Genomic DNA, 16,537 nt, shown 5'->3' on the forward strand with positions numbered 1-16,537 from the left:
ACGCATAAAAAATTTAATTATTTTATAAATGAGTATTTCTTTTTTTGAAAATTTGAAGTATATTAGATAAATATTATAAAAAGGAGAGAACAATATGAAAAAGATTAGAAAGTTATCATTAATCCAAAAAATCTGTATCGGTATTGTCGTTGGGGCAATCTTAGGGATGTTGGTACCTTCCTGGACTTGGTTGAAGATATTAGGTGATCTCTTTATTGGATCACTAAAGGCAATTGCGCCACTATTGGTATTTTTCCTAATTATTGAATCATTGTCTAAGCACCAAAAAGGCATTAAAACACATATGAAAACCGTCATTATTTTATACTTAAGCGCAACGTTTATTGCGGCATTAGTGGCTGTATTTGCTTCTGAGTTATTTCCAGTCAAACTAGTCTTACCTAATGTCACGGTGAATCAACAAGCACCAGATGACTTATGGAAAATTCTATCTGATATTATCATTGGCGCTGTTATGAATCCAGTTCAAGCTATTATCGAAGGAAATTATTTGTCATTACTTTTCTGGGGAGCTGTAATTGGAACTTGTATGAGAAGTGCGTCTGAAGCAACCAAACATGTGATTGCAGATATTTCTGAAACAATTTCTAAAGTTGTTCAGCTTATTATTCAACTTGCTCCAATTGGAATTGTCGGATTAGTGTTTAACTCTATTTCAGAAATTGGGATTAAAGGCTTAGCTGAATACGGTAAATTAATTTTACTATTAGTTGGGACAATGTTTTTTGTATCATTTATCATATATCCTCTGATGGTATTTTTACTACTCAAACAAAACCCATACCCACTAACCATGTTTTGTATGAAAGAAAGTGGTATCCCTGCCTTTTTCACTCGTAGCTCTGTCGTTAATATTCCGATTAATATGGAATTATGTGAAAAGTTAGGATTAGATAAAGAATCTTATTCTATTTCTATTCCACTTGGTGCAACAGCTAATAGTGGTGGTGCGGCAATTACTATTTCTATCATGACTTTAGCGACTGCCTACACAATGGGAATGACTGTACCATTTCCTCTTGCCTTCTTATTATGTTTATTAGCTGCCATCTCTTCAACTGGTGTATCAGGTATCGCAGGAGGAAGTTTGTTACTCATCCCTCTTGCTTGTAGCTTATTTAATATTTCTAACGACATTGCCATGCAAGTGGTTGGTATAGGATTCATCATTGGTGTGGTGCAAGATTCAGTTGAAACAGCACTAAACTCAGCAGCTGACTTACTATTTGCAGCAACCGCCGAATTTTATGACAAGAAAAAATCTGGTGAAGCCATTGATTTAAACGAACGTGTCAGAGAAGCCAAAAAATTAGTTTAGGATATTAAGAAACCTCCCTCAAACACTGAGAGAGGTTTTCTTTATTTAAGGCGCTAAAAACAAATAAATAATAATAATCTGTTTTTAACACCTGTTGCCTTTGTATCTCACTTGCTATCTGACTAAAGTAACTACTATTTTACCCATGACGTCTTTCAACAATTTGGGACAGTAGCCTATGGTTGTATAGAGTCTCACCTAACAAATTTTATGTAATGTTCATCTATAAAAAGTTAGCCATGAAAAAAATAAACACGATAGCTACCATTCTTTACCTATTACTTTTAACATGTCTTCACCAATTACTTGCATACCTTCACTATTGGGATGTAAACCATCATAAAGGTATTTTTCAGTCGTTTCCTTATTAATTCGCGAATCATCATATAAATCAATAAATCTCACGTTACCGTTATTCGACACTAATCTAAATTTATTTGTTAATTCTTGAATCTTTTCCGGTGGTCTATTATTAAGGGAAGAATAAATCGGTGACACAACATAAATTTTCGCTTGATCATTCATTTCATTAATGTAATTTAGTATCCTATTTAATGCCCCAAGAGTTGTGCGAGAATCAGGATTATTAATATCCCCATACTCACATTCCATCATAATATCATTAGTTCCCGCAAAAACAACAATTATATCTTTATTTAAAACATTTACTTTTTTGTTTTCAACAATATCATAGTATAGTGACTTAGAATCTTTGTTGTTTTTATAGCTTAGTGTTGAACCAGATACACCATAGCTGGATACATTGTAACCTTTTTTCCGAAACTCTTCCTGATATCCAATGATTTTCCCAGTATCTTTTGATCCATTTTTTATTACATTGCCGTCCAGCCAAGTAATCGAATCGCCAATAAATAAAATTTGTTGTTCGTTAATTTCTTTTAATGTCATTAATTCTGGCGATGGAATGGCATGATTTGATTTGGGCAATATCCCATTCTCTTCATATATCTCAGAAATACTAACTTCTTTGCTAGCTGCCAAACTATCTGAATTGTTATTATTTATTAATAAAACTAAACTAAATACGCTTGTTATTAACAACACGCATAAAATTAAGACGTTCTTCTGAAAATTATTCAATATTATTCATCCTTTATCAATTTCAATCAGTTTAAATTATGTCATAAAACATTCATAAAAACAATGTATTTTATATTCAATAAATTCATATTTTTTTATTTTAGTCTTAGCATTTTCTTACACAAGTTCATAAAACATTCTTATATTTTTAGCGTTCATTTAAGGTTTTAAGACTATGATTAAGACAGTTCAAAGAAAGAAGATGGTATCACAAAAAAACAGAGCCAGAATCTTTTGAGTGTGAGAGACTCATCTGCCTCTCACTCTTTTATACCATGTGGGCGAACGTGGTGTTTTCACTCTAAGAGTCTAGACGTATGTTTGTTCTCTATTTACCGAGGTGTAGGTTCGAATCCTACCGTCCACTTAGTACCAATTAATTAACAATCGAAAGGATGATTTTTATGAAGAAAAAAACACTCATTTTTGCAGCGGTCGCTACTCTCCTCACTGCTCCTATTTGGGCTTTTAAGAAACACCAACGACATTCTCTTAATAAACAGACTGGCTTTTATAGCTAGTCTATTTTTTTAGGAACTCTGAAATGCTAAAACTTTTTTGATTAGCTCCTCTTCTTCTTGTGCACTTAATTTTGTTTCGATGACTTTATTATTAAACCAATCTGGGATAGATTCTGTTTTTATGTTAGACTGGGATACTCTTTTAGGCTTAGTCTGTCTTTTTTCAACTTGTAGTCGCTCAAATTTATTTTTTAAGGTTTTTGGGTTTCTAATATGTCGTGCCCAAAACTCATTGGTTTTCAACCAGTCAATCATCTCTTCAATTTCTATTAACTTAATCCCCATGTCTTCCATCAAACGAACGTCATTTGCCCATTGAGATAAATTCACCTCACTCATCTCTTTAGGAAAATCTTTTGACACATTTTCTTTAAATTGCTTGGCTACATCTAATTGACGATCCGTATAACTTAGAGCACTCTGTTTATTCTTTGTCCTATTCTTTTTAGTATTAGTTGTCTTATTCTCTCTACACTTTTCTATCATAGGGTCATTAACGTTTGTTTGTGAGGGCGCCTCTTTTTGTTGGGTAGGCTCTTCAACTAATCTTATATGCCTCTTGTCAATTTCTTTACTATCATTTTTATAGTGTAACTCAACAGTGATAAACCCTTCTGCTTTTAATTGATTGACCCACTTTGATATGGATGTTTTACTTACGCCATAAAGTGTTGCAAAATAATCATTGCTCGCCCAACAATACCCTTGTTGATGACAAAGTGCTGTGATTTCTCCGTACAATAATTTGGCGTTGGCACTAATCGTTTTAGCAAATCTCACCTTAGCTGGAATAATACAATAGTAGTTTGGTTTATCAGTCATTATTTTTTCTCCACCTATCTTTTTTTATCTCTACACTTATATAAACGATTCTCAATTCAATTCTGTCACCTTATTTTTTAAAATAATGAAATAATCGTTAACCTAACTCACAACAAATAACAGACAATCTTCTTGATTTTTATTAACCAACTATTATTTAACTGTGTTATGATATACTATATGACACAGATTGATTAAGGAGAGATAATGATGGATGTGAACTTACTAATGACATGTATAATTGGTATTGGTGTGATAGCAAGTGTACTATTTACTGGTATCCAACTACTACATGCGAAAAAAAATGACTATAAAAAAATAGTCTCAAATAATATTTTTGTTTGGGTAGAAGAGTACAGAGAATTAATTACTCTATTCCTACTAGAATATAATGGTACAAATGATAAAAATGAGTTAAAAAACATGTTGTTTGATATCAAATTACATAGCTCAAACAATAACCCAGACCAAGTAGACTTAATTAATTTACTAACTCTTGCCATCGATTTTGATGAGTATCATGATAAAATTTCTGATGATATCATCCGCCAAACAGATGTTGTGTTAGATAATACTACTAGACTGTTCGCCTTGGAGTATGGGGTAACAGAACAAGAATTACAGGCTAATCATCAAATGATTTATGGTAGCTATAGTCCACTTACTATTCGCTACATCAAGAAAGAAAAAATAAAAGAGTCTAAAAAGAAAGCTACATCAGATAAATAAGCAAACAATTTAAAAAATGCACTGATATGAATTTAACTATCAGTGTATTTTTTTATAAATGATACTAATTAAGGAGAATAAGAATGAAAAAAGGACTGGCACCAATTTTTAATCAAGACACTAAAGTACTCATTTTAGGAAGTGCCCCTAGTGAGCAGTCATTACAAAAACAGCAATATTATGGAAATAATGGCAATCAATTTTGGAAAATTCTTTTTAGCTACTTTGATGAGCCATTTGAAACAGATTACGACAAAAGAATTGCTCTACTACTAAACAATCATCTGGGATTATGGGATGTCTACCATACGTTTGACCGACAAGGAAGCTTGGATACTGCCATAAAAACAGTCGAGCTAAATGACTTTAGCCAAATTTTGACAGAAGCTGACATCCAATTAATCATCACAAATGGTAAAAAAGCGTACGATGAAATCATAAGCCATCAATTATTTTCTAATATTCCTATCATACCATGCATATCTACTAGTGGCGCTGCAAATGGACAGATGAAAAAACGTCAAAAGCAGTGGTATGAAGCATTAAGGATGATGGAATAAAAAAACTTAAATTTTTTACATAACCTATTCTTTTGATATAGAATAACCCATTATTTTATGATAAAATAACTCAGTTAATTGTTCATGTTTACACAATATCATTAAAGGGGTTTTTTATATGAGAAATATACTTGATTATCAACCATTAAATCTTTACACAAACTACAAGGAATCAGCTGAAAATACACCTAATGTTCCGATTATTTTTGATGAAGTATTACCTGCTTTTGCTAACCTTGGTTTGGAAACAACATATGGCAAAAGTCATGAGGACATCCTAAAAAAAGCGTATCAATTAGCTAGTTTAGGGGTTAAAAAAAGCGATAAAATCATCCTATATAAAAGTCCAACATTTGACACCTATTTGCTAGCTGTAGCTGCTTCATACCTAGGTGCCATTCCTGTCATGGTGTCTTACCATCTTCCTCATGAAACAATTGAAGTTTTTTGCGAAAGATTAGAAAATCCATTCATATTATTTGATGACATGACTGCTAAAAATGTCGAGATTGTGCGAAATTCTTCAGATGATAAAAAGATATCTCTAGACACACTGTTAGCTGCTCCTGCCACACCTGTCGCACAAGTTGAATTAGACAAAAACGACATAGCATACATGACACATACATCTGGCACGACTGGTATTCCAAAATTAATTTGCCACTCTTATTATTCCATGGGATGGCGAACTAAATGGCAACGCGAAATTTTTACTAAAATGACGGAACGACAACTAGTTGCATTCCACATCTCACCTGTTCATTCTCGGTTTAATATTGGGGTATCTTCGTTAATGAGCATGGGATTTCCAATGATGCCACTGGCAAACGCGACACCTGAATCTGTCGAACACATGATTAAAAAACACCAACCTATGGCATTAGAGACGCACCCGAATAATTTTGTCCAATGGGCAAGGCTGGCAAAAGAAAAACCGAAAACATTTGATAGTGTTAAATTTTATCACTCCACATTTGATGCGATAAATAATGCGACGATGTTAGCCTTTTTAAACGCATCACGTGACAATGATCCCATCTTTTTACAAGTTTATGGGCAAAGTGAATGTGGGCCAATGATACTACGTGCCCATACGATAGAGTCTTTAAAACATTCTGACGCTCGTGATATGGGTGTTGGACTGGAAGGCTTAACAAAAGCAAGAATCACCGATGCTAATGGGACACTCTTACCTGTTATGACAGATGGACACATCCAATTTTTATCAAAAGGCCGTGCATTAACTTACTATAAAGAAGATGCTCGTTTTGAAGAAAATGTTTATGGCAAATGGTGGGACAGTGGTGACTACGGCATGATGGATGAGCGTGGGCATTTATTTTTAAAAGATCGCCAAGTCGATTTGATTGAAAACATTGATAGCACTCTTGCACTGGAAGACTATTTATTAGATGCCTTGGATTTCTTGGAAGAAGTCGTGATTGTGCGTGGAAAAGATAACTCTCCTCAACCTGTTTTAGCTGTTGTGCCTGGAAAAGAAATGGATTGGGACGCGTGGTGGATGCAAGTAGCAGACCTACCTCACTTAAATGAACCTATCATCAAATCGTTTGATGAGATACCTCATACTGCCACAATGAAAGTTCAAAGATTATTACTGGAGAGATGGTTGAAGGAAGGATAGGAAGAAGGTGAGTATATGAGTTAAACATATCATATAGAGTCAAAATTTTTCAATTATTTAAAAAAATATATTATAATAAACCTAGTTTTTTAGAAAGAAGGTTTATTTATGACAGAGCAAAAAGTTCAAAAATATTTAAAAATTTTCGTAGTTTTTTTATTCGCAACATTTGCCTTATTTGTGTTTATTGGTAATCTAATGGATTTCGACTCCAACTACGAATTCGTTAAACATGTACTCTCTATGGATACAACATTTCCAGGTAATAAACTGATGTGGCGAGCCATAAACAATAAATCATTGTGGTTGATTGCCTACTGGATTTTAATTCTTATAGAAGGAATAGTCGCTTTCCTAGGGTATGTTTCTGTCTATAAAATGTTAAAAAATATCAATAATTCATTAGAAGAGTTTTCTAATGCCAAAGTTTTTGGTTACTATATGTTTGGGTTAGCTTTAGCTCTTTGGTATGGTGGTTTCGCAATATTAGGGTCTGAATGGTTTGCTATGTGGCAATCAAAAGATTGGAATGGGAAACAAACAGCTATGGATATCACAGAAGTAGCTTTAGCCTTTTTAATATTCTACGCTTTACCTATTTTTAACAACAAAAGTAATACAAATCATGAATAAAAAATGACACTATAATATCAATTAATATTAGTTTTATATGCTAACAAAAAAATACTAAGATTAGAAGGTAAAATCAGACGTCTATGATTTTACCTTCTAATCTATTTTTTTAACAATTTATTACCCCACTGACCCTTCCATTTAAAGTAAATGACATCACTCAATCTTTTTACACGTTTTAAACATTGATATATCAATGTTCTTAAATTAATAAATATCATTGATAATCAAATCAGTATATTTTTATCAAGGTCAAAATCAAGGTCAAAAAAATTGGGCGTGTGAGATGTAAGTTTACATAGATTGAGAGATGAGATATCAGAGAGTGTAATATAAACTGTGTAAGTAACCTACCATCCTAGGTAGTGGGTTGCTTCGCGGTTTTTCTTTTTTTACAATAGATTAAAGGAGTGAGAAGCTGTGGCTAAAAAGAAAAGAGACCAAAAATCAGCGAAGTTAGCTCAATCAATTATTGACATCTATCAACCAGAATCGGTTGAAGATATGCAAGAAGCTTTAAAAGATGTTTTTGGACCGATGTTTGAAGCTATGCTACGTGGAGAATTAGATAATCATTTAGGTTATGAGAATCAGTCAAGACAAGAAAAAGAAACTCAAAACAGACGGAATGGATATGGAAATAAAAAGTTAAAAACAAGTTTCGGTGAATTAGACATTCAGGTTCCAAGAGATAGAGATGCTTCTTTTGAACCAGAAATTATTCCTAAAAGAAGCAAAGACGTTTCAAGTATTGAAAGTAAAGTTCTTTCTATGTATGCCAAAGGCATGAGTCAACGAGATATTGCCTCGACAATTGAAGATATTTATGGCTTTACTATTTCTCATGACATGGTGTCGGATATCACAGATCAAATATTATCAGAACTTGAGGAATGGCAAATCAGACCTCTGGCCAAATGCTATGCCTTCTTGTTTGTTGATTGTATGTATGTCACTCTAAGAGAAAATTATGAAGTGAAAGAATGTGCAGTGTATACAATTCTTGGCTATGATTTAAAAGGAAATAAAGAAATTTTAGGCCTTTGGTTAAATCAAACAGAATCAAAAAACAGATGGATGCAGATTTTTGATGAGATTAAAGAGCGTGGAGTTGAAGATATTCTATTTATTTCAATGGACGGCGTATCAGGACTTGAAAATGGTGCTAAAGCTATTTTCCCAGGCGTTGTGGTTCAACGTTGTTTAGTTCATTTAGTTAGAAATGCCCTTCGCTATGTACCAAGTAAGAGTTATAAAGAAGTTTGTAAGGATATGAAGTCTTTTTACAGCGCTTCTTCTTTAAAAGCTGCTCAAACAGCTTTTGATACCTTTCAAACAAAGTGGGCTATTTATCCAGGAGCTGTTGATGTTTGGAAAAGAAATTTTCAACATGTTGAACAACTATTTGATTATGGATCAGCTATTCGAAAAATAATGTACACAACAAATGCTGTAGAGAGTGTTCATTCAAGTTTCCGTAAGGTAACTAAAAAAGGCGCTTTCCCTAATGAGAATGCCCTTCTTAAGCTGCTATATCTTCGAGTAAAAGAACTTCAAAGTAAATGGGAAGGTGGACACGTTCACAATTGGGCTATGGTGCTTAATCAATTAACTGTTAATGATTCTTTTTCAAAACGAGTTGAAAAATATAATCGGTACTAATCAAAATAGGTTGGATATATATAATTTGACAACGAGTCTCTCGTCCTGTGAATTTTTATCGGGACAAGAGCTTTATTAAAAATGCCCTCTTATCCTCGAAGATTATCACAGGACGACTCATTGTCAAATTGTCGTTCTATTATTATTTAAAATTACTTACACACTTAACTTGGCAAACCCAGATATATCATCTCTTTTTTTAATTATTTTTTATTGCTACTGTTATTTTCTTCATTTTCAAAATTATATTTTTTAGCTTTATCCCACTCTATTTTTAGGTAAATTCTTATTATCTCGATAATTTTATCACTAGCAAGTTGATAATACTCACGGATTTCCTCATAATTCTCTAGTGCGACAATACAATCTTCATATTCTTTATACTTTTCAATCGCTTCAATAACATTATTACCTCCAACGATTTCTTCGAAATCAATATCATCATCGTCATCTTTTTCTTCATTGATATCAATCAATGTATAATCTTCTTTGTCCATGGTTTCTTTTATGTTCTCAGCGTTTATATTTTTATCAGTTACTTCAATTTCTAACAAATCAAGCTGAAACAATCTAAATGCTGCTGCATCTCTAATAACTTCGATTTCTTGATAAGTTTTTGAAAAAGTTAGTTTATTTCTCTTAACATGGCTCTTTAACTCATTCAACCAATCAACTATGTAATCATTTTTGTTGTGATTATCTTTTTGATTATACAAAATAGTTTTGTAATTACTAGGTAAATCAATTAATTTACCCTCTAATTTATCCGTATTATGTTTTTTATCATTTGGCCCAAACTGTAAAATCAATAAACTAATGTATCGATAAACCGTTATCCATTGAACTTCTTCATCATTCTCCGAAAATTCGGTTAAACTTGTAACCAAATTAGTGGTAATATCTTTTACATTACCCATCCAATCTATTATTGCACTAGACCTTATATTTGCATTAATCTCTTTATCTCCAAGTTTCTTTTCAAAATCCATTCTTTTTCTTTGATTTTTATTATTAGATATCACAGTAATTATTGTAGAAATAATAATACCTACTAACGCAAGAATACTAACAATAATAGATACCCAATCACCAGTACTCATCCCTTTACTTCCTTCTTTTACTAATTCTATCGTACCGTCTATCTTCATAAGACTCCTCCTTTTTTAACAAGTTTAATTATACACAAAAAAAACACTCTGTTAAGAGTGTGCAGCATAACCATATTTAAGTGTGTTTTTTATTTGATTTACAAACCTCATGTTTACTGTCGTACCATAAAATATGGTAAACACCATTAGTTAAAAGACCAAAAAGTCTTACCTCACCTTGTAACCTTAGAGAATATATCTCGTCATCAAAAATTTTTAATTCACTTAAACGCTCTTTAGCGACTTTATCTAATTGTTCTACCTCAATAAAATGATTACTAGACTTATTGTCCTTCCCGTAAGTTTGCTGATTTATTTGGGACCACGTCATACCTTCAAAGCTTATAAGTTTATCAAGTATATCTTGATTAAAATTACAACAATTTTTTAAGCTCCATTTATCATGGGCATGGTCAATTCTTTTAAATCGCCATACCGGATTCTTCGATAAATAAGTATTCGCATTTTCTTGTTGCCTAGTTGCTTTTTGATTACTACTACGTTTTTTACCTTGGTTTGTTCTCTTGGTTCTACTCATTACTAAATTAACCCACCATAATATTCTTGCATCAAGTCTTTTTCTATAATATCTGAACTGCTTTCTCCATCAGCTAGCTGTCCCCTTGTTTCTCTCCAAGGTCTTTCTTTATGAGTAAGTTCGCTTAAATAATGTGGAGTCTCTTCTCCATAATCATCCAAGACAACATTAATGGTTTCAATTTGTTCATCAGTAAAACTGCTAGTGTCATAACCTTCGAGAAAATCAGCTTCTACTTTATAAATACCTCTGTGTTCTTTAAATAACTCTGTACATACTGGGCCATTTGCCCACGCTTGAAACTCCTCATCAAATAAAGGTACCCCATCCCATGCTAGAGACCATGCTTGACAATAGTATGTAAGTTTTTGTAATTTCATTGTGGTGAGTTCGCCCTTTTGTTCAATAATATATCTTGCAACATTTAAGACAGTCATCACAAATCCCTCCTAAAATTTCATTCCTATTCGAATACAATATGTACTCTATACAGTACAGTTGTAACATGTTGGTTACTGAATTATCAATACAATTACTTAAACAAGCATTTACTAAAGAAAATTGACTTGAAATATCAATTTTGCTTTTATATTATCTTTTTTATTTTTTAGTTAATTCTTCATGCAATCTATCATAACCAGTTTTAACATCTACTAGAATGTTCATATTAGTCTCTTTAGAACTACCATACTTCTCATTAAATTTTGATAATATTTCAGAATCGTTTAAATCTTTTTTCTCAAATTTTTCAAAAATCTCATTTTTCACATCATGATAATAACTAATTATGTAATCATCACTATACAATCCGTTGATTTTTTGACTGATGACAACAAAATAAATATTTGGAATTTTTTTTTCTTTTTCACCTAGCAACGTTTTTTTTACTTCCTCAATGAAGTCTTTATTTAAACCGCTTAGTTCTTCGATTAATTCACCGTCTAATTTATTCAATTCATCCATTAACTTTTCATCATTAAATATTTCAAGATTAACAAAAGCACTTCTAGGATTAAAATATTTTATAATAAACGAATCATCTATATTTTTAAACAAATAAAAAAATGATTTCATGTCATAAGGATTTTTTCCTAATGTAGAAATATTCAAAACAGATAAATCTGCTGCATTATCAGTCTTAATTTTAGTTACCTTTAAAGGTACTGCATAGTCTTTTTCATATTCATATATTTCGATATTAGTTATTGAATTTAAATAATGATTCTTGTTCTCGACTCTCATTTCGATGAAAGGCTTCATTGAAAAACCTGTATGAACTATATCTCCATCTTTTTTTATTTCATCGTTGTCTATAATTTTTTTTACTTCACTAGGTGGAAATGACACTTCTAAATTTTTTTTATTAATTTTAAGTAATTCTGGTGGTGTGACAAGAACTTCATAATCTTGTGGTAATCTAACTTTTCCGATAAATGGAAATATTTCTTGGATATTGATTATTCCGAATAGAAATAATAAAATTATTGTTACATTTTTTAAATATTTCATTATTATTTTGCTTATTTTCTTTTTTTCTCTTCTGATGGAAAACTCTAGATTTTTAAATTTTTCATCTTTAATCATCTTTTCGTGAAAAAGATTTGCTTCATCTCTAGAATCAAATTTTGTTTTTATCTCCACGTTGTTTCCTTCGTTTTTCCCTTCGATTAAATAAATATATTTTTTATTACATATTTTCTTTAGCCCATCCTTGTCACTCATTTAATATTTCTCCTAACCCAATTCATTTAATGTACATTATACACAATAAATGACATTTGATTTAAAATATTTTTGTGCAAAATAAAACTGTGGAGTCGTATATTACGATAATTAAGAGAGCGCAAAATTACGCCACCAAATCATTTTAACCTGTCGTAACAATCCGTTCCGTCATCCTATAATCTAATTCAGCTTGCCAAAACCTTACCTATAACTTGGATTAGATATGCTTAAATCATATCGCCCTTGTGACCGATAAAGATGTCAGTTGCAAAAACAACCTGTTTCTTGTAATTCAATTGCATTGATACGAAAAAGCGCACAAACCCATAAAATTAATAGGCTTATACGCTCTCTTTTCGTATTTATCTCATTTTAATTCGATATAGTCATTTATCAACATAAAAATGACTATTGACCTATCATTTTTAAGAAAAACTCATTCAACGGTTCCCAAGCGTTATCATTCTTATCTAGTGAACTTTGTGCCTGTTTTTCTAAGTTATCGATACTTTCCTCGATGTACTGATTTAACACATCAATTTTATCAACCAAATCCAACTCGTTAACTGATTTTTTCTTCTCTAACAAATCATAAACAATTGGCTTTAAGTCATCTCTTAATTGGTCATCAACAAGTTTCTCAAACTCCATTGGTGGGTTGCTATTGTATTCTAGTACCCAATTAGCTACCAAAATTGGACGTAACACGTAAAAGTATTTCTTAGCTTTTACTTTGTCGTTCTTTAAGTATTCTCGATAATTCGTTTTTGTCATATTCAAATAATGATAAAGTAATTTCTTGTCTGAAAAATATATCTGTAATAGCTCTCTTAATTCGTCAGCTTCAGACGTTTCATGATAAACGATTGGAGACGAACACCACTCAAATAGAGTTGGATTTGATTTATATAGCAATCTTAAAGCCTTTTGAATATCCCAACCATTAATATCTAAAGTATCATCTAGTTGCCATTCTATGACATCTCTTAGCCCTTCTAGCTTCAAATAATCATCCTTATTTCTGATATAAATAAATCTAACGTCATAATCACTATCTTGTGACTCAAATCCCCATGCTCTACTACCTGACTCAACTGCTAGAATAACTTTGACGTTTTCTCTTTCTTCAACTTCTTTAATTTTCTGTTTGATTATTTTATTCATATAATCTACCTCGCTTATTCTCCTAACTTTGCTTTTTCCCATTCATTTTTAAAATATTCTCTTAACAAATTAGTTAATTTTTCAAGCCTTTGATAATTTTCTTGGTTTAATTGAACTATCAATTTCTCATATTCAGAAAATATAGTAATGTTTTCTAAATCACTTCTCTTAAAAGTATCTAAAGAAGATATTTCGTTAATAAACTTCTTACCAACACTTATACTACTCATCACTTCGTCTACAACCTTATTATTCTCATCATTATCACTAAACTGTAATCTTATCAATGTGCTTTTTAAGATTAACTTCTCCATCAATTCATTTTGAATAATTTTCCTTCTGCCTATGTCATTCTTAATTGACATCGTCAATGGATCTAGCTCAAACATCTCCTTATTATCCTTGTTTTCTAATGATTTTTGATAATAATTCTTTTCTAAAAAAATCGCTGCATGTATTTCTGTAAATAAATTGGTTGAATCCGTAATATACTCCGATGTCAGCTTTTTTGTATCATCTATCCATTTTATCCTAGATTTAGAAATGAGATCTGCATTTATTTTTTTCTGTTCCCATTCTTTTTGAAACTTTAGATTTTCATCGGATATCTCTTTTTTTAATTGCCTATTTAGCGTTTCTACTTCTTTGTAAATTTGTCTATCTGCTCCCTCAATTGCTGATTTTATATCAGATTCAGTTAAATCTTTATTTCTCCCTATTCTCGCAGTAATCACTGCTCCAAAAAAACCAATCAAAGCTCCTATCATTGTAAATATTCCCTCAGACATTTATACCCACTCCTTGCAACTCATATAATTAAGATTATACCAAAAAAGCCCCCTAATTAAAGTGAGCTTTCAAATATTAAGTATTCTAGATACTATTTTAACTAAGTCAATTATTTCGACCTAGTTAAGATGGCCGAAATTTCGGCTAACTAACAGAATATCAAATAGTAACCTTATTTAACCAGGTAAGAAATACTAACCACGTTCTAGATAAACCGATATTTTCAGTGTAGTTAATATTACTGGTAACAAGAGATGACACTATTTACAACTACTTATTCAATCAGCGGAAAATTCAGCTTATCTTAATATAGGACTACCAAGCTTTATATTAATGCTTTCAGACATTAATATTATTAGAAATGTATGTCACCAGTCTTATTATACAGAACTTTGGTGTTCCATTTTATTTTTGTTATAATTAGGAAAATCAAAAATTAAAGAGGTAGATTTATGATAAGAGAATTTAAACAAACTGATTTAAATGAAGTTATGCAACTATGGATGGACACTAATATACAAAGTCATAATTTTATATCTAAAAAATATTGGATTGAGAACTATGAAAATGTAAAAGAATTATTACCACAATCAGATTTATATGTGTTTCAAGATGTTGAATCTAATAGGATAGAAGGATTTATTGGTTTAACAAATAATTATATTGCAGGTATATTTGTAAGAGCTGATATGCAATCCAAAGGTATAGGAAAACAGTTAATAGATTATATAAAACAATTTAAATCTGAATTATCTTTAAGTGTATTTCAAAAAAATAAACAAGCAGTTTCTTTTTACCAAAGAGAAGAATTTATAATTCAATCAGAAAATATTGATGAGCATACCAATGAAAATGAATTAATTATGACTTGGAAACAGTAAGATGAATTCAGTTGATTGGTCAGTCATTTTTAAACAACCAATAATTTAACGAACTCAAAATCGACTTGGTTATTTTGCTATTCATCTCTTAGCCAATAAAGACTAACAGTTAGCAAGCACAACTCTGTGCTGACTTATTAAAGTGTTACTCAAAAATGAGTAACAGATAGGCAGTTGAGTATAAGCTAGTACTTGTGACTAATTATACCCTGTTTGTAGGGTAGCATAATTTTGTGCAGCCCCCTCATTATTAAGAATACCTAACAATACAACAGACAATTTTACCCAACGCAAAAAAATTAAGAGTTCATAAAGCAACACTCCCCTTAGTCATAACGCAAAATTGTGTTGAGCTTCCCCTCTTGGTTAATTGATTTTAAAACTAACCAATTATATAATGAACACATAAATGCAGTGGCTTGGGTCCGAATTGCCCAACTAGGCATAATGAAATGTATGCGCCCTGCTCCATTGATAAGCATTAGTTACCTTCATCACTAGTTTAGTGGTGATTTTTTGTTTTCACTAGATTTAAAATAGACTTATAAGATTGCATAAATCTATTCACTTACTCTTTTATCATTCCTTCAGTATCTGCCCACAGATAAATTTTTATTCTGTAAGCGGGAAGTAATAGGGTATCTATGATAAAAGTATACCTTCGGTTATTCTTAAATTACTTAAGAAAGATTGGAGGTATTTTCAATGCCAGAAAAACAAGATATTGTTCCAGTTACATTTGATTCAAAGTTTAAACAAAAAAATGATGGACCGCAATCAACTACCAACGTTACTAAACCAAAGGTTACGATTAGGGTCAAACGAGATCAGATGGATATCACCATCTACAATGGTTGTAATAATTATATTTTAAATGCTGCACTAGGAGTGTTGAACTCTCATGCTAATTAATTATTCAACTGTAAAGAATATTTATGTGGTTTGTGGAAAAACAGATATGAGACGTGGTATAGATGGATTAGCTTCTATTGTTTTAAATCAATTTGATTTAGATGTCTATTCTGATTCACTCTTTTTATTTTGCGGAAATAGTCTCAATCGCTTTAAAGCTTTATATTGGGATGGTGATGGTTTTATATTACTCTATAAACGTTTTGAAAATGGTAAACTGCAATGGCCCAGAAAAGAATCTGAACTAAGATTATTAACTAAACAACAACTTCGTTGGTTGTTAGAAGGTTTACAAATTGATCAAAGCAAAAAGATAGCTCCAGCTATTCCAGGTTACCTCAGCTAAATAAGTATCTAAAATGATAAAA

General features: G+C 31.5%; 17 protein-coding genes. 9 read left to right on the plus strand and 8 right to left on the minus strand.

All coding sequences use genetic code 11. The features are described 5' to 3' along the window. Positions 1-94: 94 nt before the first annotated feature. Positions 95-1,339 (plus strand): serine/threonine transporter SstT, encoded by a 1,245-nt coding sequence (gene sstT, locus JNUCC83_RS04565; RefSeq protein WP_454461039.1) that lies wholly within the window; start codon positions 95-97, stop codon positions 1,337-1,339. A 261-nt stretch (positions 1,340-1,600) separates the two neighbouring features. On the opposite strand, the gene JNUCC83_RS04570 is transcribed toward sstT, so the two are convergent. Both JNUCC83_RS04570 and JNUCC83_RS04575 read right to left on the minus strand, forming a co-directional pair. Further along, positions 1,601-2,440: an SGNH/GDSL hydrolase family protein gene (locus JNUCC83_RS04570; RefSeq protein ID WP_454461040.1), complete on the minus strand. Its 840-nt coding sequence runs from the start codon at positions 2,438-2,440 to the stop codon at positions 1,601-1,603. Positions 2,441-2,970: 530 nt separating this feature from the next. Further along, entirely contained in the window at positions 2,971-3,783 is an 813-nt protein-coding gene (locus JNUCC83_RS04575; protein ID WP_454461041.1) for a helix-turn-helix domain-containing protein, read from the minus strand. Positions 3,784-3,993: 210 nt separating this feature from the next. On the opposite strand from JNUCC83_RS04575, the gene JNUCC83_RS04580 reads away from it, so the two are divergent. From JNUCC83_RS04580 to JNUCC83_RS04600, 5 genes are all read left to right on the plus strand, one after another. After that, positions 3,994-4,512, plus strand: a complete 519-nt coding sequence (locus JNUCC83_RS04580; RefSeq protein ID WP_454461042.1) for a hypothetical protein — start codon at positions 3,994-3,996, stop codon at positions 4,510-4,512. Positions 4,513-4,595: 83 nt separating this feature from the next. Next, the gene (locus tag JNUCC83_RS04585; protein WP_454461043.1) at positions 4,596-5,072 is read left to right on the plus strand and encodes a DNA-deoxyinosine glycosylase; all 477 of its coding nucleotides are present in this window, start codon (positions 4,596-4,598) and stop codon (positions 5,070-5,072) included. A 118-nt stretch (positions 5,073-5,190) separates the two neighbouring features. Next, positions 5,191-6,717 (plus strand): class I adenylate-forming enzyme family protein, encoded by a 1,527-nt coding sequence (locus JNUCC83_RS04590; RefSeq protein WP_454461044.1) that lies wholly within the window; start codon positions 5,191-5,193, stop codon positions 6,715-6,717. Between the two features lie 108 nt (positions 6,718-6,825). Next, positions 6,826-7,350 (plus strand): DUF2165 family protein, encoded by a 525-nt coding sequence (locus JNUCC83_RS04595; RefSeq protein ID WP_454461045.1) that lies wholly within the window; start codon positions 6,826-6,828, stop codon positions 7,348-7,350. A gap of 420 nt (positions 7,351-7,770) precedes the next feature. Then, positions 7,771-9,012, plus strand: a complete 1,242-nt coding sequence (locus JNUCC83_RS04600; RefSeq protein WP_454459153.1) for an IS256 family transposase — start codon at positions 7,771-7,773, stop codon at positions 9,010-9,012. 203 nt (positions 9,013-9,215) lie between these two features. Here JNUCC83_RS04600 and JNUCC83_RS04605 read toward each other — a convergent pair whose 3' ends face one another. From JNUCC83_RS04605 to JNUCC83_RS04630, 6 genes are all read right to left on the minus strand, one after another. Then, on the minus strand, positions 9,216-10,160 hold the full coding sequence (locus tag JNUCC83_RS04605) for a hypothetical protein (RefSeq protein WP_454461046.1): 945 nt from the start codon (positions 10,158-10,160) through the stop codon (positions 9,216-9,218). Positions 10,161-10,236: 76 nt separating this feature from the next. Next, a complete protein-coding gene (locus JNUCC83_RS04610) occupies positions 10,237-10,698 on the minus strand; it encodes a hypothetical protein (RefSeq protein ID WP_454461047.1) in 462 nt (153 codons plus the stop codon). Positions 10,699-10,700: 2 nt separating this feature from the next. Continuing rightward, the gene (locus JNUCC83_RS04615; RefSeq protein ID WP_454461048.1) at positions 10,701-11,135 is read right to left on the minus strand and encodes a Panacea domain-containing protein; all 435 of its coding nucleotides are present in this window, start codon (positions 11,133-11,135) and stop codon (positions 10,701-10,703) included. 163 nt (positions 11,136-11,298) lie between these two features. After that, on the minus strand, positions 11,299-12,420 hold the full coding sequence (locus tag JNUCC83_RS04620) for a hypothetical protein (protein WP_454461049.1): 1,122 nt from the start codon (positions 12,418-12,420) through the stop codon (positions 11,299-11,301). 411 nt (positions 12,421-12,831) lie between these two features. Then, the gene (locus JNUCC83_RS04625; RefSeq protein ID WP_454461050.1) at positions 12,832-13,587 is read right to left on the minus strand and encodes a nucleotidyltransferase domain-containing protein; all 756 of its coding nucleotides are present in this window, start codon (positions 13,585-13,587) and stop codon (positions 12,832-12,834) included. Between the two features lie 14 nt (positions 13,588-13,601). Continuing rightward, positions 13,602-14,375 carry a hypothetical protein gene (locus JNUCC83_RS04630; RefSeq protein WP_454461051.1) on the minus strand — a complete coding sequence of 258 codons (774 nt, stop codon included), beginning with the start codon at positions 14,373-14,375 and terminating at the stop codon, positions 13,602-13,604. A 453-nt stretch (positions 14,376-14,828) separates the two neighbouring features. On the opposite strand from JNUCC83_RS04630, the gene JNUCC83_RS04635 reads away from it, so the two are divergent. The 3 genes from JNUCC83_RS04635 (at position 14,829) to tnpB (ending at position 16,515) form a co-directional block, all read left to right on the plus strand. Then, on the plus strand, positions 14,829-15,257 hold the full coding sequence (locus JNUCC83_RS04635) for a GNAT family N-acetyltransferase (RefSeq protein ID WP_454461052.1): 429 nt from the start codon (positions 14,829-14,831) through the stop codon (positions 15,255-15,257). A 705-nt stretch (positions 15,258-15,962) separates the two neighbouring features. Continuing rightward, positions 15,963-16,169 carry a hypothetical protein gene (locus tag JNUCC83_RS04640; RefSeq protein WP_454461053.1) on the plus strand — a complete coding sequence of 69 codons (207 nt, stop codon included), beginning with the start codon at positions 15,963-15,965 and terminating at the stop codon, positions 16,167-16,169. Next, positions 16,159-16,515, plus strand: a complete 357-nt coding sequence (gene tnpB / locus JNUCC83_RS04645) for an IS66 family insertion sequence element accessory protein TnpB (RefSeq protein WP_454459704.1) — start codon at positions 16,159-16,161, stop codon at positions 16,513-16,515. Before JNUCC83_RS04640 ends, tnpB begins: the two co-directional genes overlap by 11 nt. The last annotated feature ends 22 nt before the right edge of the window (positions 16,516-16,537 follow it).

This window comes from Vagococcus sp. JNUCC 83 (assembly GCF_053667615.1).

Coding starts and splice junctions, on each gene's coding strand:
- JNUCC83_RS04640 (WP_454461053.1), top strand. CDS start 15,963: ATGCCAGAAAAACAAGATATTGTTCCAGTTACATTTGATTCAAAGTTT.
- JNUCC83_RS04605 (WP_454461046.1), bottom strand. CDS start 10,160: ATGAAGATAGACGGTACGATAGAATTAGTAAAAGAAGGAAGTAAAGGG.
- JNUCC83_RS04595 (WP_454461045.1), top strand. CDS start 6,826: ATGACAGAGCAAAAAGTTCAAAAATATTTAAAAATTTTCGTAGTTTTT.
- JNUCC83_RS04585 (WP_454461043.1), top strand. CDS start 4,596: ATGAAAAAAGGACTGGCACCAATTTTTAATCAAGACACTAAAGTACTC.
- sstT (WP_454461039.1), top strand. CDS start 95: ATGAAAAAGATTAGAAAGTTATCATTAATCCAAAAAATCTGTATCGGT.
- JNUCC83_RS04625 (WP_454461050.1), bottom strand. CDS start 13,587: ATGAATAAAATAATCAAACAGAAAATTAAAGAAGTTGAAGAAAGAGAA.
- JNUCC83_RS04635 (WP_454461052.1), top strand. CDS start 14,829: ATGATAAGAGAATTTAAACAAACTGATTTAAATGAAGTTATGCAACTA.
- JNUCC83_RS04620 (WP_454461049.1), bottom strand. CDS start 12,420: ATGAGTGACAAGGATGGGCTAAAGAAAATATGTAATAAAAAATATATT.
- JNUCC83_RS04610 (WP_454461047.1), bottom strand. CDS start 10,698: ATGAGTAGAACCAAGAGAACAAACCAAGGTAAAAAACGTAGTAGTAAT.
- JNUCC83_RS04630 (WP_454461051.1), bottom strand. CDS start 14,375: ATGTCTGAGGGAATATTTACAATGATAGGAGCTTTGATTGGTTTTTTT.
- JNUCC83_RS04590 (WP_454461044.1), top strand. CDS start 5,191: ATGAGAAATATACTTGATTATCAACCATTAAATCTTTACACAAACTAC.
- JNUCC83_RS04615 (WP_454461048.1), bottom strand. CDS start 11,135: ATGACTGTCTTAAATGTTGCAAGATATATTATTGAACAAAAGGGCGAA.
- JNUCC83_RS04580 (WP_454461042.1), top strand. CDS start 3,994: ATGGATGTGAACTTACTAATGACATGTATAATTGGTATTGGTGTGATA.
- tnpB (WP_454459704.1), top strand. CDS start 16,159: ATGCTAATTAATTATTCAACTGTAAAGAATATTTATGTGGTTTGTGGA.
- JNUCC83_RS04575 (WP_454461041.1), bottom strand. CDS start 3,783: ATGACTGATAAACCAAACTACTATTGTATTATTCCAGCTAAGGTGAGA.